Annotated in this window: 15 protein-coding genes and 1 pseudogene; 3 read left to right on the top strand and 13 right to left on the bottom strand. The window is 68.9% G+C overall.

The window, feature by feature from the left end; translation table 11 throughout:
- Positions 1–45: 45 nt before the first annotated feature.
- The gene (locus tag ACN28I_RS19705) at positions 46–804 is read right to left on the bottom strand and encodes a hypothetical protein (protein ID WP_420943521.1); all 759 of its coding nucleotides are present in this window, start codon (positions 802–804) and stop codon (positions 46–48) included.
- Between the two features lie 277 nt (positions 805–1,081).
- Between ACN28I_RS19705 and ACN28I_RS19700 the strand changes: the two genes are divergently transcribed.
- On the top strand, positions 1,082–3,340 hold the full coding sequence (locus ACN28I_RS19700; RefSeq protein WP_420943520.1) for an ATP-binding protein: 2,259 nt from the start codon (positions 1,082–1,084) through the stop codon (positions 3,338–3,340).
- Positions 3,341–3,362: 22 nt separating this feature from the next.
- Here ACN28I_RS19700 and ACN28I_RS19695 read toward each other — a convergent pair whose 3' ends face one another.
- Complete coding sequence (locus ACN28I_RS19695) at positions 3,363–4,244, bottom strand: bile acid:sodium symporter family protein (RefSeq protein WP_420943519.1); 882 nt, start codon at positions 4,242–4,244, stop codon at positions 3,363–3,365.
- A 184-nt stretch (positions 4,245–4,428) separates the two neighbouring features.
- On the opposite strand from ACN28I_RS19695, the gene ACN28I_RS19690 reads away from it, so the two are divergent.
- Complete coding sequence (locus tag ACN28I_RS19690; RefSeq protein WP_420943518.1) at positions 4,429–6,801, top strand: arylsulfatase; 2,373 nt, start codon at positions 4,429–4,431, stop codon at positions 6,799–6,801.
- An 8-nt stretch (positions 6,802–6,809) separates the two neighbouring features.
- Complete coding sequence (locus tag ACN28I_RS19685; protein ID WP_420943517.1) at positions 6,810–7,229, top strand: MgtC/SapB family protein; 420 nt, start codon at positions 6,810–6,812, stop codon at positions 7,227–7,229.
- Between the two features lie 146 nt (positions 7,230–7,375).
- Here the strand turns inward: ACN28I_RS19685 and ACN28I_RS19680 are convergent, their stop codons facing one another.
- The 11 genes and pseudogenes from ACN28I_RS19680 to ACN28I_RS19630 all read right to left on the bottom strand — a co-directional run bounded on the left by ACN28I_RS19680 (position 7,376) and on the right by ACN28I_RS19630 (position 19,670).
- A complete protein-coding gene (locus ACN28I_RS19680; RefSeq protein ID WP_420943516.1) occupies positions 7,376–8,512 on the bottom strand; it encodes a peptidoglycan-binding domain-containing protein in 1,137 nt (378 codons plus the stop codon).
- Between the two features lie 160 nt (positions 8,513–8,672).
- A complete protein-coding gene (locus ACN28I_RS19675; protein WP_420943515.1) occupies positions 8,673–9,173 on the bottom strand; it encodes a hypothetical protein in 501 nt (166 codons plus the stop codon).
- Between the two features lie 144 nt (positions 9,174–9,317).
- On the bottom strand, positions 9,318–10,280 hold the full coding sequence (locus ACN28I_RS19670; RefSeq protein ID WP_420943514.1) for a hypothetical protein: 963 nt from the start codon (positions 10,278–10,280) through the stop codon (positions 9,318–9,320).
- A gap of 114 nt (positions 10,281–10,394) precedes the next feature.
- The gene (locus tag ACN28I_RS19665; RefSeq protein ID WP_420943513.1) at positions 10,395–11,048 is read right to left on the bottom strand and encodes a hypothetical protein; all 654 of its coding nucleotides are present in this window, start codon (positions 11,046–11,048) and stop codon (positions 10,395–10,397) included.
- Positions 11,045–11,599 carry a hypothetical protein gene (locus ACN28I_RS19660; protein WP_420943512.1) on the bottom strand — a complete coding sequence of 185 codons (555 nt, stop codon included), beginning with the start codon at positions 11,597–11,599 and terminating at the stop codon, positions 11,045–11,047. The genes ACN28I_RS19665 and ACN28I_RS19660 overlap by 4 nt, the downstream gene beginning before the upstream one ends.
- 10 nt (positions 11,600–11,609) lie before the next feature.
- A complete protein-coding gene (locus ACN28I_RS19655) occupies positions 11,610–12,614 on the bottom strand; it encodes a hypothetical protein (protein WP_420943511.1) in 1,005 nt (334 codons plus the stop codon).
- A complete protein-coding gene (locus ACN28I_RS19650) occupies positions 12,553–14,817 on the bottom strand; it encodes a glycoside hydrolase family 2 TIM barrel-domain containing protein (protein WP_420943510.1) in 2,265 nt (754 codons plus the stop codon). The genes ACN28I_RS19655 and ACN28I_RS19650 overlap by 62 nt, the downstream gene beginning before the upstream one ends.
- A pseudogene (locus tag ACN28I_RS19645) lies at positions 14,814–16,186 on the bottom strand (GH1 family beta-glucosidase). Before ACN28I_RS19645 ends, ACN28I_RS19650 begins: the two are co-directional and overlap by 4 nt.
- The gene (locus ACN28I_RS19640; protein ID WP_420943509.1) at positions 16,167–17,162 is read right to left on the bottom strand and encodes an ABC transporter ATP-binding protein; all 996 of its coding nucleotides are present in this window, start codon (positions 17,160–17,162) and stop codon (positions 16,167–16,169) included. The pseudogene ACN28I_RS19645 and the gene ACN28I_RS19640 overlap by 20 nt, the downstream one beginning before the upstream one ends.
- Complete coding sequence (locus ACN28I_RS19635) at positions 17,159–18,892, bottom strand: dipeptide/oligopeptide/nickel ABC transporter permease/ATP-binding protein (RefSeq protein WP_420943508.1); 1,734 nt, start codon at positions 18,890–18,892, stop codon at positions 17,159–17,161. Before ACN28I_RS19635 ends, ACN28I_RS19640 begins: the two co-directional genes overlap by 4 nt.
- Positions 18,885–19,670, bottom strand: coding sequence for an ABC transporter permease (locus ACN28I_RS19630; RefSeq protein WP_420948670.1), 786 nt, complete (start codon positions 19,668–19,670; stop codon positions 18,885–18,887). Before ACN28I_RS19630 ends, ACN28I_RS19635 begins: the two co-directional genes overlap by 8 nt.
- Positions 19,671–19,845 lie beyond the last annotated feature (175 nt).

Genomic DNA, 19,845 nt, shown 5'->3' with positions numbered 1-19,845 from the left:
GAAGTACCCAGGGGCCGTCTCCCGCGAGGGGGGCGGCCCCTTCCCTTATTTTCCGCGGGGGCCGCAGCCGATCCGCTGCTTGCCGATGGCCAGGTCGTCGATCCACCAGTCCGTGGGCACCGAGAGCCCCTGGTAGAGGACGACGCCGGTTTCGAGCACCGTGAAGTCGGTGGCCTTCTCGCGTACCGGCGGCGTCGTCGTGGGCGGATCGGAGAAGACGAACCGCTCGGGCCATTCGAGCTCGGCACCATCGAGCCAGACGCGTGGCTCCGCGGCTTCCGGATGAGAGCCATTGGCCCCGTCGAAGAGCCATTCGAGACAGGCCCAGCCATCGAGCACGAGCGGTGTACCGGAGACCAGCACCCACTCCGGAAAGCCTGGAGGCTCGGGTGGATGCCAGATGGCCATGTACTTCCGCTGGTAGGTGGCGAGCTCGTACCAGTCGAGCGTGTCGAACGCGCGGCCGGCGCTTCCAGGCCGGGGATACCGGGCGCTGAAGAGCCCCGCGTGCGAGGCAGGCCGCTCGGGAGTCGTATAGACGTAGGCGCGGCCCCATAGCACGGGACCGAAGTGGGCGGGCAGGTCGAAGCGGATGGTCTTCTTGGGGCCGCCCTGCATTCCTTCCTTGCCACCCACGAGCTGCCTGGCGTGCAGCGCGTACCTGCCGGACCAGGCCCGCGTGTCATCCACGAGGAGCTGGCCGCTGAATTCATCGCGATGCACCGTCCAGCCGGTGGGGAGCGCGCCTTCCTCGAAGTCCCAGCACAGGGTCTCCGGGGCCGCGCAACCAGTGGTGGCGGTCATGCTCCCGCCCGGTTTCGGTGGGGGGTGTGCACAGGCGGCCACGAGCACCAGCACCAACATCGGACTCCACCTCACGATTCGGGCACGCGGCATGGGAACCCCTTTCCTTGGAGCTGTTGGAGCAGGCGTTTCTGAACCACTGATTCACGGCCGCTTCTGCTCGGTCGCGGCCGGGCTCGCCCGGCTGCGGTGGGCGGTACGGCCCGTCCAGCGGCCCTCCTCGGCCCCTCGGCTCCAGTCCTCATGCATTGCGTGTATACCGGAGCCAGCGAGCCTCATGTCCTCCTTCCGCTTCCTCCGCCCGAGTGCCTCCCTGGCTCATGCGACGCTCATCAAGATGGGCGTGTGCATCGCCGCGATCATCGCCCTGGCCACCTTCATCGGCTACTTCCAGCTCATCCGCTCCCTGCGTGTCGAGGCCCTGACGAACCTGGAGCGGTATGCCCGCGAGCGCGCCCATCGGGAGCAGGCCATCTTCGTCCTGGCCGAGGACAACCATGCCGCCTTGAAGAAGGTCCTGGAGGAGCGGATCCGGGCCTACCGCCAGCAGGAGCCGGCCCACCGCTTCGGCCACCTGGTCACGCGGATGCCCGATGGCACGGTGCGCCACTCCCCCGAGCACTTCGATGGCACACGGATGCCCGGCATCTTCATCTCCGGAGGGGTGCGGCTGGATGACGAGCTCCGCAGCCGGACCCTGGCCGTGTACGACGTGCTCGCCGGAAATGGTCCCCTCCTCCACACGCGCTTCACGAACACGTACATCACGCTGCCGGAGAAGTTGATCGTCATCTACTGGCCGGAGAACCCCTCCTGGAGCCACGACGCCGCGCCTGACTCGCCGCTGACCAGCCTCGAGCTCTTCACGAACAGCCTGCCCGAGAACAACCCTCGAAGGCAAACGGCGTGGTCCGGCATCTTCACGGACACGGTCATCAAGAGTTGGATGGTCTCGGTCTCCACTCCCTTGGACATGGACGGCCAGCACGTGGCGACCCTCAGCCACGACGTCCTCCTCCGGGAGTTGATGGCCCGCACCCTCAACGACTACCTGCCCGGTGCGTACAACATCATCTTCCGGGATGACGGCCTGCTCATCGCCCATCCCGAGTTGATGAAGGAGGACGCCTCCAGCGAATACAACATCCTGACCGCTGGCGAGCAGCCGGGTGCACAGGCCGTGGAGGCACATCTGGCCTCGGAGCGGGCCCGCCTGCGCGGCATCTTCGAGCAGGTGAAGCACCGTCAGGCTGGCCAGTCGGTGCTGGAGGATGAAGAGAACGACATGTACCTCGCGGTGGCCCGGCTCAAGGGCCCCGAGTGGAACTTCGTCACGGTGTTGCCCAGGAGCGTGGTGGCCCGGCCCGCCTTCCACGCGGCGCGTTACGTCCTGGTGCTTGGCGTGGTGGCGTTGCTCCTGGCGTTGACCATCATGTACTGGGTGCTGAAGCTCCAGGTCTCAGGGCCGCTGCGGACCCTCACCCAGGCCTCCGAGCGGGTGACGACGGGCGACTTCGAGGTCGGGTTGGACACGTCGCGCAACGACGAGCTGGGGCGGCTGTCCCGCGCCTTCCAAAGGATGGCCAGCGAGGTCCAGCAGCGCGAGGTGGCCCTGCGGCAGGCCAACGAGGGGCTGGAGCAGCGCGTCGAGGAGCGCACCCGGGAGTTGAGGGACATGCACGGGCGGCTGGTGGATGCCGCGCGGCAGGCGGGCATGGCGGAGATTGCGACGAACGTGCTGCACAACGTGGGCAACGTGCTCAACAGCGTCCGCACCTCGGCGACACTGGCCAAGGAGCGGCTGGCTGGCCTGCGGCTCGAACAGGTAGGCAAGGTGGCGGCCATGCTCGAGGAGCACCAGGCCGATCTCCCCACCTTCCTCACCCAGGACGAGCGCGGGCGGTGCGTGAGCCCCTTCCTGCGCCGCCTGGGGATGCACCTGCAGGACGACCGCCGTGAGATCACCATGCTGCTCGATGAGGTCGGCAAGTACACCGATCACATCGGCACCATCGTCAAGCTGCAGCAAGGCTACGCCCGGGCTCCGCTGGTGCACGAGCCCGTCTCCCTGGCGGAACTGCTCCAGGACGCCCTGCGCATCAACGCGACCGCGCTCGAGCGCCACGAGGTCCAGGTCGAGCTGGAGCTGGCCAGGCTCCCGCCGGTGGTGACGGACAAGCACAAGGTGCTCATGATCCTGGTCAACCTGATCAGCAACGCCAGGTACGCCCTGGACGCCGCCCCCCCAGAGGAGCGCCGCCTGCGGGTGAGGCTGGAGGGCCCCACCGGGGACCGCGTCCGCATCCAGGTCAGCGACAGCGGCGTGGGAATCGAGTCCGGGCTGCTCACGCGCATCTTCCAGTACGGTTTCACCACCCGCCAGGAGGGGCACGGCTTTGGCCTGCACTCCAGCGCCACGGCGGCGCAGATGCTGGGCGGCTCGCTGGTCGCGCACAGCGATGGGCCGGGGTGCGGGGCCACCTTCACACTGGAGCTACCGTTCCTCCAGAACGGACCCCCTGCACAGCATCGATGACTCCGAAGCATTCTCCAGGAGCTCAGGCGCGGACCATGCGCCCGTGCCGCAGCGGCCGCTGCCGCCGGCCGCGCCGCGCGAGGAGCCACGCAATCGGGAAGAGGACCGCGAACTCGACCAGCGAGGAGACGACGACCATCACCACGATGTTCGGGTCACCCACCCCCTGGGTGGCCACCACCATCGCCGCGGCGATGTTGCGTTGCCCGGTGCCCAGCCCCAACACCACGTGTCCTCCGCGGTACTCGCGACCGAAGACCCAGCCGATGCCGAAGGCGCCCAGAATCAGGAGCAGCGGGGCGAGGATGGCGCCTGTGTTGATGATGCGCACGACGCCCTCGAAGTTGGCGCCAAGGGTTGCAACGGCCAGCACGGCCAACGCCACCCTGGCGAGCTTGCCCGGCCAGGGACCGAGCCGCTCCGCCAGCCTCTGGTGCCGGGCCCGGACGTAGAGCCCCGCGCCCAGGGGAAGCATCATCGTCCAGAGCAGAGGCAACGCGATGGCCGCCGGACTCACCCTCGCGTCCGGCGCCACCAGCGGGGCCACCAGGGGCATGAAGAGGACGGTGGCCGGCACGAGGAGCATCGTCAGTGACGCGCTCAACGGCATGTTGCCGCCCGCGGCCGCGGTGAGCCTCATGAGGAAGGGGGCACCCGCAGCCGTGGCGATGAGCAGGAGGCCGGTGGCATAGGACCTGTCCAAGGGGACCACCTGCACCACGCCGTACGCGAGCAGCGGGACGAGCACGAAGTTCACCACCAGCGCACGGACGACCCCACGCCAGTCGAGCATCGGGCCGAGTATCTCGCGGAGCGTGTGGCCCAATCCGACAGCGAGCATGGTGCAGACGGAGAACACCACGATCGCGAGGCTCGACAGCGCCTGAAGGAACCCGCCCATCATGCCTTGAAGCTCTCCGTGCCCGCACGAAACCGCAAGCCCTCCGGGACGACCGCATCCCCTGGGCCCTATCCGTGAACCGCCTGCCTGGCGGTCGCTGAGATGCCTGGGCTCCGGCGGGCCGGACCAGGCCCGCGGCTTGCGGTCTCGCTCGTCGTCCTCATCTCTCGGAAGGAGGCGCGCGACGATGGCGAGGAAAAAGGGCCGGACTCCGGGGCGGATTGAACGGGACACCTACCCGAGGCCCGAGCACCGCTTCCCGAAGGCGAAGATCGGGATGACCTGGAAGGACTCGGAACCGGACTACCCCGACGTCCAGAGGGCACCGCCGGGCGCGCCGAACATCGTGCTCGTGCTGCTGGACGATGTGGGCTACGCGTGGCCGAGCAGCTACGGCGGACTCGTGCGCATGCCCACCTCGGAGCGGCTGGCGAAAGAGGGCCTCACCTACTGCCAGTTCCACACCACCGCGCTCTGCGCTCCCACACGGGCGGCGCTGCTCACCGGCCGCAATCACCACTCGGCCTCCTGCGGGGTGGTGGGGGAGATGGCCACCGGCTACCCGGGCTACAGCGGAATCCTCTCGCGGAGCTGCGCGACCATCGCGGAGTTGCTGGCCCCCAACGGCTACGCCACCGGCTGGTGGGGCAAGAATCACACCACCCCGCTGAACCAGGCCTCCGCCGCGGGGCCCTTCACGCACTGGCCCACCCGGCGTGGCTTCGACTACTTCTACGGGTTCCTCGGCGGAGGGACAGACCAGTTCTATCCGGCGCTCTACCGGAACACGACCCCCGTCAATCCAACGGGTACGCCGGAACAGGGCTACCAGCTCACCCGAGACCTCGCGAACGACTGCATCGCCTGGATGCGAGCGCAGAAGGCCATCGCCCCGGAGCGGCCGTTCTTCGTGCACTTCGCCCCCGCCGCGGCGCATGGCCCCCACCAGCCGCCCCTCGACTGGCGCGGGCGGAATGCCGGCCGCTTCGACATGGGCTGGGACCGCTACCGCGAAGTCGTCTACGCGCGGCAGCTCGAGTTGGGCGTGATCGCCCCGGGCACGAGGCTGACCACCCGTCCGCAAGAGCTGCCGGCCTGGGACAGCTTCGATGCCGAGGTGCAGGCGCTGCTCCGCCTCCAGGCCGAGAACTACGCGGACTACCTCGAGCACTGCGACCACGAAGTGGGCCGGCTGGTACACGTCCTCGAGGAGCTGGGAGCGTTCGAGAACACGCTCTTCATCTACATCCTCGGCGACAACGGCTCGAGCGCGGAGGGGACGCTGACCGGGACCTTCAACGAGACCGCCAGCATGCAGGGCATCCAACCGCCGATCGAGGCGAGTCTCGAGCGGATGGGGGAGTGGGGGCTGCCGGGAACCACGCCGCACTACGCGGCGGGCTGGGCCTGGGCCGGCGACACCCCGTTCCAGTGGATGAAGCAGGTGGCGTCCCATTTCGGTGGCACCCGCAACGGGATGATCGTGAGCTGGCCCGCGTGGATCGCCGACAAGGGCCAGAAGCGCTTCCAGTTCCACCACGTCATCGACGTCGTTCCCACCCTCCTCGAGGCCGTCGGAATCCGCGAGCCGGTGAGCGTCGACGGCGTGCCGCAGAAGCCGATAGAAGGCGTGAGCATGGCGTACACCTTCGACCGGGCCAATGCGGAGGCGAAGAGCACGCGCACCACGCAGTACTTCGAGATGATGGGCAACCGCGCGCTCTACCACGACGGCTGGATTGCAAGCTGCCGGCACGGGCGGCTCCCCTGGGTCACCCGGGGCGGCAGTGCCGACTTCGAGGAGGACACCTGGGAGCTGTATGACATCGATGAGGATTTCAGTCAGGCCGAGAACCTGGCGGCCCGCTACCCCGAGAAGCTGCGCGAGCTTCAGGACCTGTTCCTGCTGGAAGCGGCGAAGTACGGCGTGTTTCCCCTGGATGACCGCTTCGCGGAGCGGGCGGATGTCACCTTGCGGCCGGGCTTCTTCGTCGGTCGCAGGCGGCTGACCCTCTACCCGGGCATGGTGCGGTTGCCGGAGAGCAGCGGACCCAAGCTGGCGAACGTGGACCACGCCATCACCCTCCACGCGCGGATTCCCGAGGGGGGCGCCGAGGGCGTGCTGGTGTGCCTGGGCGGAGATACCGCGGGATGGAGCCTGTTCGTGGAAAACGGGCGGATGCGCTACCACTACAACTGGTTCGGGCTCGAGCGCTTCGACGTCCTCTCCGAGACAGCACTGCCTGGCGGCGAGGCCGAGCTGCGGATGGAGTTCCGCTGCGAGACGCCGGGGAGCCCAGGAGGGCCGGCCGTGGTGCGGCTCCTCTGCAATGGCGCCGCAGTGGGCGAGGGGAGAATCGCCAGGCAGGTGCCAGGGTACTTCGGCCTCGGCGAGACCCTCGATGTCGGAGAGGACACGCTCTCTCCGGTCTGGCCCGGCTACCGCGACCGGCTTCCCTTCCGCTTCAACGGAATCATCGACCGGGTGGAATTCGAGCTCGGCGAGGCCACGCCACGCAGCATGGCGGAGCTGCTCGAGGAACAGCTCCATCAGGACTGAGGCCACGGATGGAAGGACTCGATCAGTTTCCGGGCATGTTGCTTCGCCTCGCGGTGGCCTTCGCGCTGGCGTTGCCCGTGGGTTGGGAACGAGAACACCGGAAGTTCTCGCCCGGACTGCGCACGTTTCCGCTCGTCGCCACCGGAGCGTGTGCATTCTTGCTCATCGCCCAGCATGTCTTCCCCGGCGAGGCGCGCGCTCAGGCCTATGCCTTTCAGGCCGTGTTGAGCGGCATCGGCTTCATCGGCGGAGGCGCCATCCTCAAGGGCCAGGGAAACGTCAAGGGGATCGCGACCGCCGTGTGCATCTGGATTACCGCCGCGGTCGGGGTTGCTGTCGCCTATGGGCTCTATTTGCTCGGGGCGACTCTGTCGCTCACGACGCTGGTTGCACTGCAGCTGCTCAAGCCGCTCAAGGAAATCTGGTAGCTCAGGCGCATGAGAGGAATGGGGGCAAGCCCACCGTCGCTCCGCTCCGGCAACTGTATGGCGGGTGCCATACAGTCGCAGCAGCGCGGGAAGCCTCGGACTTCGGCCTCTTCGTGGGTGAACATCCCTCCGGCGGTTTCGTACTATTAGATCGGCATGAAGACCTTGAAGCCGCTGCGGCCGCCCGCGCCCAGGGTGTTGCTCTCCACGAAGTCGCTGTAGGAGCTGCGGCCGTCGCCCGAGGTGATGGCGGTATGGCCGTAGATGCTGCCGAGGCGGGTGGAGGTCTTCTCCCAGGTGAGCACGAGGCCGGGAATCTTCAGCGCTTCGGCAAGCGACAGGTTCACCTGCTTGAACTTGTCCCTCGGCAGGTTGTTGTCGATGTCGTTGCCGTCGCCCCACACCTTGATGCCGTAGGTGCGCTGAATGGCGCGGCTCACGCCGGTGGCGCAGAGGCCCTGGCTCGAGTAGCCACCCATGCTCAACGCCACCGAGCGGGCGTTGTTGGCGAGAGCGGAGTTGCCGCGCACGCCACCGGTGCCGGGGGGGATCGTGGGCGTGCCGCTCACCGTGATGCCGAGCTTGTTCCAGGTCTTCGGCCCGACGACGCCATCGGCGACCAGGCCCTTCGCGCTCTGGAAGGCCTTCACCGCCGCGGTGGTCTTCGGACCGAACCGGCCATCCGCCGCACCGGCATTGAAGCCGAGCTGATTGAGCCGGTTCTGAAGCGCGCTCACCGGAGCGCCACTGTGGCCCTGCTTGAGCGTGGGGCCGCTACCGCCAGTCGAAGGAGCGGGCGCCGTGGGAGCCGCCGCGCCATTCAGCTTGGCCCAGGTCTTCGGCCCGACGACGCCGTCGGCGACGAGGCCCTTCGCACGCTGGAAGGCCTTCACCGCCGCGGTGGTCTTCGGACCGAACTGGCCGTCCGCCGCGCCCGGGTTGAAGCCGTGCTGGGCGAGGCGCTTCTGCAGGTTGGTGACGGAGGCGCCCGTCGCCCCCTGCTTGAGCGTGGGGGTCGCTGCGGGAGCCGCGGTCAGCCTGGCCCAGGTCTTCGGCCCGACGACGCCGTCGGCGACGAGGCCCTTCGCGCTCTGGAAGGCCTTCACCGCCGCGGCCGTCTTCGGACCGAACTGGCCGTCGGCCGCGCCCGGGGAAAAGCCCGCGTTGGCCAGCGCCTGCTGAAGAGTCTTCACCGAAGCGCCGGACGCGCCGAGCTTCAAGGTGGGATTCGAAGGCGATCTGGCTGCGGAGAAGGTGCTGCGCGGGGCGGCAGAGACACGCATTTCGAAAACCTCGTGAAATGAGACCTTTCGAAGGTTATCGCCCCCAGGGGACTACAAGTTGCGTCCCATTTTCGCCACAGCAGTAATTCCGGCAGGTTACGACGCACGCACCGCGACAGGTTCCGTCCGTCGGGGCGTTGCTTGGAGCGCCGGTCCTCGTTCAATCCCAGCGATCCAGCCTGTAGGTAGTGACGGCGCCCTTGCTCGTGACGCGAAGCTCCAGGTCCCAGGAGGGGTTCGCGGCGGGCGTGAACATGAGCCCGCTGGCGAGCGGCTCCCCCTCGGGAATCGCCAGCTTGCGGCTGCGTGAGAACGCCTCGATGGTCGCGCGAACCCCATGCAACTCGCTGCGCAGGAACTCGGGAAACAACCCCATGTTGTCATTCCGGGTGTCGCGCGCACCCTTCAGGATGAAGAAGACGCCCACGCCCTGATGCGCGAAGCGATCGCCAAACCAGGTATTGGGCTTCATCGTCAGACCGAGGAGCTCCACGTAGCCCGGCGACAGGCACCAACTGCTCGCGGTGCTCGGTTGGTGGTAGAAATACCAGGTGACCGTGTTGCGCTGCTCCGGGCTGTCCCATTGGATGAGGGGCGGCGCATCGGGATGGACGGCCGTCACCAGGGCCGAGAACGCCGGGCTGCTGGCGGGAACCCTCAACTCCATCTTCTCGGCCGTGGGCAGGACGGTGTCGCGGAACTTGACCCAGGTCAGGGTCTTGCCAGGCAGTTGGAGGTCCTCGCTCCAAGGCGCCTCCTTGGGCTTGAGATGCCCGAAGACACTCCCGGCCTTCTCGGGCTTCTCCTACCTGGGCTTCCAGGTGAGCTGGACATCCGCGAGCGTGGCGAACCGGCGCTCCAACGCGGGGGCGAGCCCCAGCTTCGCGATGGCCTCCTCGGCCTGCTGGATGTTCCCGGCGGACGGGGCCGCCTGCGGGCGCTGGTAGCGGAGCGGGTGCATCTTGTCGTCGAACTTCCGCTTGACCGTCTCGAAGGGGAGGCCCGCCGCGAGATCCTCCAGCAGCGTGCCGACCATCGAGCTGCGCGGCGTGCAGAAGCCCGCCGGGGCCGAGGCCACCGCCTTCCAGATGAGGTTGCGGCCATGGGGCAGCGTGCGCTCGCGCTGGCGGGCGAGGAGCCACTCGACCACGCCGATGAATTTCTCGGAGCGCGTGAGTGCGTCCGCCTGAAGGACGACCCGGGCCTGTTCCAGAAGCCCGGCCTGGAACTCGCTGAGCGCCACGTTCAAGCAGCGGTGGTGCTCCTGAAGCTCGGCCATCTTCTGGCTGGCACTGAGGAGGCCCGGCTGGAAGACGTTGGCCTGGGGGACGCTCACGGCCATGTGCTTCCAGACGCCCGTCACCGGGGTGCCCCAGACAGGCTGGGACGACAGGAACACGCCGTTGACGTGCGCGTTCTCGACCATCTCCCGCAGCCGCTGCACGGCGGCGAAGTTCTCGGAGCTCGCCGAGTGCTCGCTCCAGAAGGGGCTGCGCTGAGTGCCCGTCTCGTCGAGGGTCACCAGGTGGCCGAAGCGCTCGACGAAACGGCGGCAGCTCGTGCAGTCATTGCTCTGGCGTTGGTTCTCGGGGATGGCGGCGAGGAAGGCTTCCCAGAGAGCGGAGGCATTCGTGGTGAACAGTTGCCGCTGGGCGACGTGCTCCGCGAAGTTGGCCTGGAGGCGTTCCAGGAAGCGGTGGTAGTCGGACCCGTCACGGGTGCCTTCCTGCTGGGACGGCGAGCTGACCTTGGAGTCTTTGTCGCTCATGGGGAGCCTTTCGATAGACCCCCGCAGTCTCGCAGGAACACCCTGACTCGCCTAGACGTAGAACGGCGGCGGAGGTCCGGGAAGGACCTGCCGCCGCCGGCATGCACTCCGGTGCTACTCCGCCGTGAAGTACAGGTTGTCGAGCAGCAGCTTGTCCGCCGGCGCGCCCCCGCCGGCGAGGAGCACGAACGGGGCGTCGATGACCCCCAGCTTCAGGCCGCCCGTCGTGAAGTCCGTCAGCGGAATGGACAGGTGGTGCCACGCGCCGTCGTTCACGTACCCGTACTTCTCCACGTTGATCTTCACGTCCTTGACGTCGTCGCTCATCGCCACCTCCACCACGGCGAAGCCAGGGTCGGACGAGCGCAGGCTCACGTGCAGCCGCTTCCACGTGTTCAGGTTGCGCGGCGTGTTCCAGTGCACGCCGAATCCCAGCCACGCCTTGCCCGCGTGGACGACGAGGTCCGCCGACTTGCCCTCCACACGGGTGGAGGAGGGCTCCATCGTGGCGGTACCCTCGTACAGGTAGACGAACGTGGTGGAGTTATCCACGGGGATGTCGTCGGAGCGGCCCCCCTCGTAGAACCCCACGCCCAGGCGGCGCTGCCCGGCCTCGTAGGGGAACGGGCCCGGGAGCACGTCCGGGTCCGGGTCCGTGCCGCCTCCAGGGGGAGTGACCGGTCCCTGGTTCTCGTAGTCCGAGTCCCCCGGTTCCGGCCTGCACGCGGCCAGCAGGGCCAACACGGCGTATCCAGCGATCCTCTTCATGGCTTCACCGCCCTGTCCTGACCGTTCGTCAGCTTCACCAGCGTCCAGCCGCCCTGCACCGTGCCGCCCATCTCGACGATGCCCTTGTATGCGGGCGTCACGAGGTCATAGGCAATCGTTCCCGTGGCGTCGTACGTCACCGCGTCGGGGAAGTTGTCGAGCACGGACTGGTAGGCGCGGATGGCCTGCGCCTTCACCCTGGGCAGCTCCTCCTGGCTCGCCGCGCCGCTCTGGTAGACGGCCAGCAGCGTGTTGCCCACGTAGAACTGGGCCTCGCCGCCGGGCTCCCGCGCGAGCAGGGTGGCCCACGAGTAGAACGCGGCTACGTGCGCTCCACTGGATTGGATCTTCCACTTCGTCTCCACACCCGGCGTGGTGTGCGCGAAGGGGTTGTGGGGATCCTCCAGCACCGAGTTGTCCGGGTGGATGCCCACGTTGGAGCTGTGGAATTGGAACGTGAGATCTTCCAGCGATTCGCCATACACGAAATGGGCGGGTTCGTAGCACCCGGAGATGCCCACCGCCGCGGCCAGCACAAGCCACGCCTTCATACGGCCTCCCTCAGAGCGACAGGATTGCATACGCGCCCACCTCGTATTCACGGCCCATCAGACCCTCGGCGAGGGCCGCCGTGCTGAGGCCCTCCGAGTACTGGTCCAGCATTCGCACCATTCCGCGCAGACCGAAGCGGGTGGTCACCGCGCCGAGCACGGGCCGCTTGAGGCCATAGGACAGGTCTCCTCCGGCCTGGAGCGGGTAGGTGAGGTTGAAGACGCGGTGGTAGTCGTACGGTCCCCAATCGTTCATGCGGAGCTGGGCCGTCAGCATCAACGTGTCCAGCAGCACGGAGCCGTCCACGCCGTAGCGCAGCACCTGCCGTGCGTCCTCGCCCGAGGACTGGTTGTTGCCCACCATGGCCGTGCCATACAGCTTCAGACGCTTGGTGGGATTGCCCACCATGCGCAGCGTGGCCTCCCACTCGTCCGCGGCGGGCGGCGCCTTGCCGAAGGCGATGGTGCTGCCGTTGGCGAGGATGGCGATGCCGGCGTCACGCGACGTCGGCTGGTGCCGGTAGACGAGGTCCAGGCCCGCGGCGAAGGGAGCGTCCTCGCGCATGTCCCGGTCCCAGGACCAGAACCACGTGCCGGGCGTCGGGTCGAAGGTGATCAACAGCTCGGCGCCCAGCGTCTCGCGGTTGTCCAACACGCTGAACGAGTCCGTCAGCACGCTGCGCGGCCGGACGCCCGGGTAGTACCGCCCCGTCTCCGCATCGAAGGTGTCGGCGATGGTGGGGTTCGGCCCGATGAGGGGCTTCTGGTAGAGCACGTTGGGCGCCACCTGGAGGGTGCCGAGCTGCACGGACATGCCCGCCTGGCCGGCGTAGTGGTTGCCACGGCCGCTCTCGCGCAGGCTCCAGCCCGTCAGCACCGTGCGCTGCTCGGGGCCCGCGTCCGACACCAGCCCGCGGAACGAGGCCTGGGCGAACATGCGCACCATGCCCAGGTCATAGGTGAACCGCGCCTTGGCGCCGAGCGTGTCCAGGAACTGCACCTTGTCCCGGAGCACCTCGTAGCCGCTGCCCAGGTAGCTGGCGCCGTCGGTGCGCCGCGTCCAGATGAACTCCTCGCCGATGCGCTGCGGCGCCGCGAAGATGCCACCGAGCCTCCAGGCCCATGGGGCCCCGGTTCCACTCGAGGCCCAGCGCCGTCCTGCGCGCCACGCGCTCGCGGATGACGGAGGCCGTCTGCTGCACCGCGCCCCGGGCCAGGTCCTCCTGGTGCACCAGCGTCAGCATCACCGGGCCCACGCCCTTGCGGTACTTGGCCACGATGGAGGGGTTGGCGCCCCAGAACAGCTCCGGGCCCACCGCCACCTTGAAGCCGTCCAGCGCCTTCTTGCCGCTGAACACGACGCCGAAGGGCGCGTTGCCGTGGTAGATGTCGATGTTCGGCCCGTAGTGCGCCTCGCGGTACAGGTTGAAGAAGTCGCCTTCCTCACCCCAGTGCGTGTGGCCGACGCGATAGAAGCCCTCGAGGTTGAAGTCCTCCCGGTCCAGCTTGAACTCCGCCTGGTACAGGGCGAAGCGCTCCAGCCCCAGCGGCTGGCCCACGGCACCGCTGCCCGAGCCCGGAATCGGCGTGGAGCCGACGCCCGTCGTGGGCGTGGGCTGCGTGCCCCGGTTCTCGTAGAAGAGGTTGTTGAGCCGGTTCTGCGCCACGTTGCCCACGATGTTGAACGACGCGCGCCCGTACACGCCGGAGGTGGGCTGCATCGCCAGATCGAAGAAGATGGACTCGGTGTGGTCCACCGTGTCCAGGTTGGGCCGCGTCGTGGCGATGCTCCCGCGAGACATGGAGCTGTCCATCACCAGCCGCAGGTTGGAGACCCGCACCGCGCTCAGCTCCTCCGTGCGCGCCAGCGCCATGGAGGACTCGTAGCCGCGGGACATCTCCGTGGGGCGGATGGCCGCGAAGTGCTGGCGGATGGTGTCGGTGGTGGTGGTGGCGGCGTACGGATCCAGGCGGAAGGCCGCCTGCAGGACGTAGTAGGCCGTGCGCGGCTGCACCCGGGCGATGCCCGCCTCGTCCTCGGGACCGAGGGTGCTGATGCCGAACCACTCCTCGTTCATGTTGTTCTGGCCCTCGACGTAGTCGCTCGGGTAGCCAGCGTTGGGCCAGGACGCGGTGGCGTCGTGGACGGACAGGTTGGACTCCTGCCCCATCTTCCACCAGCCATCCACCCACTGGAACACGAAGCCACCGAGCGCGTTCTGCGCGCGGCCGTGCCCGTAGCTCTGCGAGTAGATCTCCTCCCACTGCTTGCGCAGGTACTCCGCCTGCGCCAGGTGGTCCTCGCGCCCGGCCTTCGCGTCATAGGCGTCCGCGCCGAACTCGGTGAACATCACCGGCTTGTTCAGCTTCTGGAGCACCACGTCGAACAAGTCCCGCGCGGAGGCGCCGCGGTAGACGTTGGCGCCGAAGATGTCCAGCTCGGGGGCATGGCGCGCGATGAGGTCCACGTACTGGGCGTCGCCGTTGGCGATGGACACCGGGTGGTGGGTGTCCCGGGCCTTGATGGTGCGCACCGCCTCGCCCATCAGCGAGTAGAGGTGCTCGGCGCGCGCGGCGTCCTCCTGGCCGGGGAGCGCTTGAATCTCATACCCCGTCCAGTGCAGGCCGTAGTTGTTCTCGTTGCCCAGCATCCACATCAGCACGCCGGGCGTGTCGTGGTAGCGCTCCACCCGCTGCGCCAGGTCCGTGAGCAGCGCCTTGCGGTGCACCGGATTGGAGTAGTCCGTGTTCGGCACCATGACGCCGTCCACGTTGGTGCCGTAGCGGCCCATCAACGGGTTCACCACGGTGTAGATGCCGTAGTTCCGGTAGATGTACTCCACCCACTGCGGGGGGATGTCGTCGAACTGGCGGATGGCATTGACGCCCATGTCGCGCAGCAGCGTCATCTCCCGCGCCAGCACCGAGCGGATGAAGTCGTCGGTCTGGTTCCACAGCGAGTAGCGGTAGTTCTCGCCAATGGGCGTGTAGCCCCAGTTCATGCCGCGGATGGGGAAGTCCCGCCCGTCGACCTGGAGCTTGAAGCCGCGCTCGTCGCGGTGGACGCGCACGGCCTGCGTGGCCACGGGGGCAACCGCCGCCGTGGGCTGGAGGGACGGGGCCGCCGGAACGACGGGCGCGTCGGCCGCGGGCTCGGCGGGGGCGGGCGTCTGGGACAGCGTCATCGCCAGACACGTCACGAGGGTGAGGGAGCTCATGCCGCTTTCTCCACGTCCAGGCTGTTCTGCGTCACCACGGCGCGATAGAGGTGCGCGCTGTCCTTGGGAATCCGCTTCTGGGTGGCGTAGTCCACGTAGACGAGTCCGAAACGCTTCTGGTAGCCGAAGGCCCACTCGAAGTTGTCGAGCAGGGACCAGGCGAAGTAGCCGCCGAGCGGCACGCCCTGCCGGATGGCATCCAGCGACGCCTCCAGGTGCGAGCCAGGTAGCTGACGCGCTGGGTGTCACGCACGCGCCCGTCCGCGTCCGGACCGGTGGCGTAGGCGGCCCCGTTCTCGGTGATGTAGATGCGCCGCGGCTGGTAGTCCTTGTGCAGGCGCGTCAGCAGGTTGGTGAGCCCGCCCGCGTACACCTCCCAGTCCATGTCCGTGCGCTCCGGCTCGGCGTGGACGGTGCGAGGCGCGTTCTTCTCCTCGGGGATGCGGTCGCTGCGGATGATGCCGCGCGAGTAGTAGTTCACGCCCAGGAAGTCCGTGGGGGTGGCGATGGCCTTCAGGTCTCCCTCCCGGACGAAGTCCAGCGTGTCGGAGGAGATGCGGCCGGCCGCCAGGTGGTCCGCCACCACGTCCTTCGGGTAGCCGCGGCCGTGGAGCGGGTCCAGGAACCAGCGGTTGAAGCTGCCGTCGAAGGCGCGGGTGGCGTCGAGGTCCTCGGGGCTGGGCGAGGCGGGCTGCGAGGGCACGAGGTTGAGGGTGATGCCCACCTCGGCGTTCTTCACGTTGGCGCGGATGACGGACACGGCCTGCCCGTGCGACAGCAGCAGGTGGTGGGCCGTGGCGAGCATCTCGCCCCACTGGTTCTTGTGCCCGGGCGCGTGCTCGCCGTTGGCATGGCCCAGGAAGCTGATGCACCAGGGCTCGTTGTGCGTAATCCAGCGGGACACGCGGTCGCCGAGCGCCTGGCTCACCACGTCCGCGTACTCGACGAACGCGCTCACCGTGTCACGCGAGGGCCAGCCGCCCTTGTCCTGCAGGGCCTGCGGCAGGTCCCAGTGGTAGAGCGTGACGAAGGGCTCGATGCCCTTCTCCAGCAGCCCGTCCACCAAGCGCGAGTAGAAGTCCAGGCCCGCCTGGTTCACCTTGCCGCGGCCCGCCGGGAGGATGCGGGGCCAGGCGACGGAGAAGCGGTACGCCTTGACGCCCATCCAGCGCATCAGCTCCACGTCGTCGCGCCAGCGGTTGTAGTGGTCGCACGCGACCTTGCCGTCGGTGCCGTCGGCGATCTTGCCCGGCGTGGCGCAGAAGCGGTCCCAGATGGACTCGCCGCGCCCATCGGAGCTGGTGGCGCCTTCGATCTGGAAGGCGGAGGTGGCCACGCCCCAGAGAAAGTCAGGAGGGAACTGCCGCATTGTCGAGGACTCCTTTCGAGGATTCGAGGTGGCAGCGGACGAGATGGTCCGCCGCGGGGTGGTGTTCGGGAGGACGGGTGGCGTGGCATCGCTCGTCCGCGTGGGGGCAGCGGGGCGCGAAGGCACAACCCGTCAGGGGGACCGGACCGGCCGCGGCCTTCACGGGCAGGGGAGCCCGGAGGAAGTCCGCGCCGTCCGGCACGGCCGAGCGCAGCAGCCGCGTGTACGGGTGACGGGGGGCCGCGAGGACGTCGGCGGTCCGCCCCGACTCGACGACGCTGCCCGCGTACAGCACCATGACGCGATCCGCGAGGTGCCGGGCGCTCGCCAGGTCGTGGGTGATGAAGAGGATGCCGATGCCGCGCTCCTGCGTCAGGCCGCGCAGGAGCTGGAGCACCTCCCTGCGGGTGGACACGTCCAGCATGGAGGTGGGCTCGTCCGCGATGATGACGTCCGGCTCCACCGCCAGGGCGCGCGCCACGGCCACGCGCTGGCGCTGGCCGCCGGACAGCTCATGCGGGAAGCGCCGGGCGAAGGACGCCCCCGGCGTCAACCCCACCGACTCGAGCAGGGCGTGGACGCGCGTCTGGAGCTCCGCCCGCGTGGCCCGCCCGTGGCGCAGCAGGGGCCGCTCCAGGTGGTGGGCCACGGTGTGCACGGGGTTGAGGGAGGCGAACGGATCCTGGAACACCATCTGCACGCGGCCGCGGTAGGCGAGCGAGGCGCCGCCCTTCTCTCCGGCGAGCACGTCCTTGCCGCCGAGCCGCAGACTCCCGCCGTCCGGCATGTCCAGCCGTGCCAGCACCCGGGCCAGCGTGCTCTTGCCGCTTCCGGACTCGCCCACGAGCGCGACGATTTCACCCCGCTCCAGCGTGAACGACACACCATTGAGCAGCGTGCGGCGGGACCGCGAGAGGAAGCCTCCCACGGGGACGCTGCGCGACAGCCCGGTGACTTCCAGCAGGGGAGGGCTCATGAGTGGCCTCCTCCGAGCGCGGCCCGTGCGGGCGCCGGTGCATTGGACGCGAGCGCGAGGTCCGGTAGGTGGGGGAAGGACGACAGCAACAGGCGCGTGTACGGGTGGCGGGCCTCGGTGCGCAGGCGCTCCGAGGTGTCCACCTCTACCAACTTGCCGCCCTGGAGGATGCCCACGCGGTCGGAGATGGCCAGCAGCAGCGGCAGGTCATGGGTGATGAAGAGGACGGCGAAGCCCAGCCGCTCCTTCAGCTCGAGCATCCGCTGGAGCAGCTCCTTCTGCACCACCACGTCCAGCGCGGTGGTGGGCTCGTCCATCACCACCAGCTTGGGCTCCAGCACGAGCGCGAGCGCGATGCCCACCCGCTGGCGCATGCCGCCCGAGAGCTGGTGCGGCCAGGCGTTCACCAGCTCCGGCGACAGCCCCACCATGGCCAGCAGCTCCCCGGCCCGGGCGTAGGCGGCCGCCCGCGAGGTGCGCCCGTGTGCCGCCAGCGTGTCGTGGAACTGCTCGCCCAGGGTGAGCACGGGGTTGAGCGCGCTCATGGCGCTCTGGAACACCATGGACACCTGGGACCAGCGGAAGGCGCGCAGCGCGGGGGCGTCCAGGGCGGTGACGTCCGTACCGTTGAAGAGGATGCGGCCCTGCGTGATGCGCGCGGCGGGCGGCAGCAGGCGCAGCAGCCCGAAGCCGATGGTGGACTTGCCGCTGCCGGACTCGCCGGCCAGTCCCAGCACCTCGCCGGGCGCGATGTCGAACGACACGTTGTCCACGACCCGGGCGGGGCCGCGCTCCGTCGCGTATTCGATGCACAGCTCGCGCACGCTCAGCAGCACTCCGGGCGGCTGCGGCTCGGCCTGCGCGGCCGACACCACCGGGGTGATGGGAGCCACCGCCGGAGGGGCCTTGAGCGCCGGGTTGGTCAGCTCGTCGATGGCGGAGCTGAGCAGCGTCAGCGAGAAGCCGACCAGGGCGATGCACACGCCGGTGGGGACGAAGATCCACCACGAGCGCGTCAGCAGCGCCGCGTCATTGGAGGCCCAGTAGAGGTTGGTGCCCCACGTCACCGAGCCCACGTCCCCCAGTCCGAGGAACTCCAGGCCCACCTGGGCGCCCACCGCGTAGAGCGTGTTGCCGATGAACGAGGAGGCGATCAGCGACGCCATGTTCGGCAGCAGCTCCCGGGCGATGATGCGGGCCCGGCTCTCCCCGGCCACCAGCGCGGCGGCCACGAAGTCCCGGTTGCGCAGGGACAGGGCCTCGGCGCGGAAGACGCGCGCGTTCCACGCCCAGCCCGCCACCGTCAGCACGGCCACCATCCTCAGCGGCCCGGAGGGCAGGTACGCGCCCAGGACGATGGCCAGCGGCAGCCCGGGAATGACGAGGAACACGTTGGTGGTGAGCGACAGCGCGTCGTCCACCCGGCGGCCCAGGTAGCCGGCCGTCACGCCGATGAGCGCGCCCACCAGGGTGACGAGCAGGCCCACCGCGAAGCCCACCGCGAGCGTCTCGCGCGCACCCGCCACCGTCTGCGCGAGCACGTCCTGTCCCTGGCCCGTCGTCCCGAAGAGGTGGTCACGGGAAGGCGGCTGGTGGGGACGGCCCACCAGGTCGCTCGGGTCCATCACCAGCCAGGGCCCCACGAGGGCCAGGACGAGGAAGAACAACAGGATGCCGCCGCCCACCGCGGCCTTCCGGTGGCGGAACAGACGACGGATGGAATCACGCATGGGCGCGGGTCCTCGGGTCCAGCCACAGGCAGAGCAGGTCCACGGCGAAGTTGGCGGCGAGCACCGCCAGGGTGATGACCAGGAAGAGCCCCTGCATGAGCGGGTAGTCCTGGTTGCGCACCGCGAGGATGAGCAGGTAGCCGGTGCCGGGGTACGAGAAGACGATCTCCGTCAGCAGCGAGCCACCCAGCACGAAGCCCAGGGCCATGCCGAAGCTGGTGACGTTGGGCAGGAGCGCGTTTCGCGCGGCGTACCGCATCATCACCTGCCAGGGCGGCAGCCCCTTGGCGTGGGCGAGCCGGAGGGTGTCCGTGCCCAGCGTGGCCACCATGGTGTTGCGCATGCCCAGCATCCACCCGCCCAGCGTGGCCACCACGATGGAGGCCGCCGGCAGCACCGCGTGCCGGGCCACGTCCGCCGCGAAGGTGAAGGACAGCCCCGGCTCCAGGTCATGCGAGTACGCGTGGCGCAGGGGGAACCAGCCGAGCCCGAAGCCGAAGAGGTACAGCGACAGCATGGCCAGCCAGAAGTAGGGGAAGGCCCCCAGGAAGGCGAACGCGGGCGCCGCCACCGAGTCCAGCCACCCACCGCGGTTCCACGCCGCGAGCACCCCGAGGAACGAGCCCAGCACGAAGCTGATGATGACGGCGCACCCGGCCAGCCCCAGCGTCCACACCAGCCCGGTGCCGATGACCTCCGACACGCGGGACGGGTAGTACGCGTAGGACAGCCCCAGCTCCCCGGTGAACAGGTGCTGGAGGTAGGTGAGGTACTGCATGTGCAACGGGGCATCCGTGAAGCCGAAGGCGGCGCGCATCGCCTCCATGGCCTCGGGCTGCACCCGGCCCTCGAAGCGCGCGAACATCGCGGAGGCCGGGTCACCCGGGGCGAGCCGGGGGATGACGAAGTTCAACGTGAGCGAGGCCCACGCCGCGAGCAGGTAGAAGCCGAGC

Origin of the sequence: Archangium gephyra (genome assembly GCF_049060025.1) — a bacterium.
Taxonomy (GTDB): domain Bacteria; phylum Myxococcota; class Myxococcia; order Myxococcales; family Myxococcaceae; genus Archangium; species Archangium gephyra_A.
Note: the sequence above shows the minus strand (reverse complement) of the source record. Positions and strands in the feature narration are given on the sequence as shown.

What these genes read in the sequence shown, in the direction of transcription:
- ACN28I_RS19640 (WP_420943509.1), bottom strand. Translation starts at nt 17,162, where the DNA reads ATGAGCCCTCCCCTGCTGGAAGTCACCGGGCTGTCGCGCAGCGTCCCC.
- ACN28I_RS19680 (WP_420943516.1), bottom strand. Translation starts at nt 8,512, where the DNA reads ATGCGTGTCTCTGCCGCCCCGCGCAGCACCTTCTCCGCAGCCAGATCG.
- ACN28I_RS19650 (WP_420943510.1), bottom strand. Translation starts at nt 14,817, where the DNA reads ATGAGCTCCCTCACCCTCGTGACGTGTCTGGCGATGACGCTGTCCCAG.
- ACN28I_RS19700 (WP_420943520.1), top strand. Translation starts at nt 1,082, where the DNA reads ATGTCCTCCTTCCGCTTCCTCCGCCCGAGTGCCTCCCTGGCTCATGCG.
- ACN28I_RS19690 (WP_420943518.1), top strand. Translation starts at nt 4,429, where the DNA reads ATGGCGAGGAAAAAGGGCCGGACTCCGGGGCGGATTGAACGGGACACC.
- ACN28I_RS19635 (WP_420943508.1), bottom strand. Translation starts at nt 18,892, where the DNA reads ATGCGTGATTCCATCCGTCGTCTGTTCCGCCACCGGAAGGCCGCGGTG.
- ACN28I_RS19630 (WP_420948670.1), bottom strand. Translation starts at nt 19,670, where the DNA reads ATGCAGTACCTCACCTACCTCCAGCACCTGTTCACCGGGGAGCTGGGG.
- ACN28I_RS19660 (WP_420943512.1), bottom strand. Translation starts at nt 11,599, where the DNA reads ATGAAGGCGTGGCTTGTGCTGGCCGCGGCGGTGGGCATCTCCGGGTGC.
- ACN28I_RS19685 (WP_420943517.1), top strand. Translation starts at nt 6,810, where the DNA reads ATGGAAGGACTCGATCAGTTTCCGGGCATGTTGCTTCGCCTCGCGGTG.
- ACN28I_RS19670 (WP_420943514.1), bottom strand. Translation starts at nt 10,280, where the DNA reads ATGAGCGACAAAGACTCCAAGGTCAGCTCGCCGTCCCAGCAGGAAGGC.
- ACN28I_RS19705 (WP_420943521.1), bottom strand. Translation starts at nt 804, where the DNA reads ATGACCGCCACCACTGGTTGCGCGGCCCCGGAGACCCTGTGCTGGGAC.
- ACN28I_RS19695 (WP_420943519.1), bottom strand. Translation starts at nt 4,244, where the DNA reads ATGATGGGCGGGTTCCTTCAGGCGCTGTCGAGCCTCGCGATCGTGGTG.
- ACN28I_RS19665 (WP_420943513.1), bottom strand. Translation starts at nt 11,048, where the DNA reads ATGAAGAGGATCGCTGGATACGCCGTGTTGGCCCTGCTGGCCGCGTGC.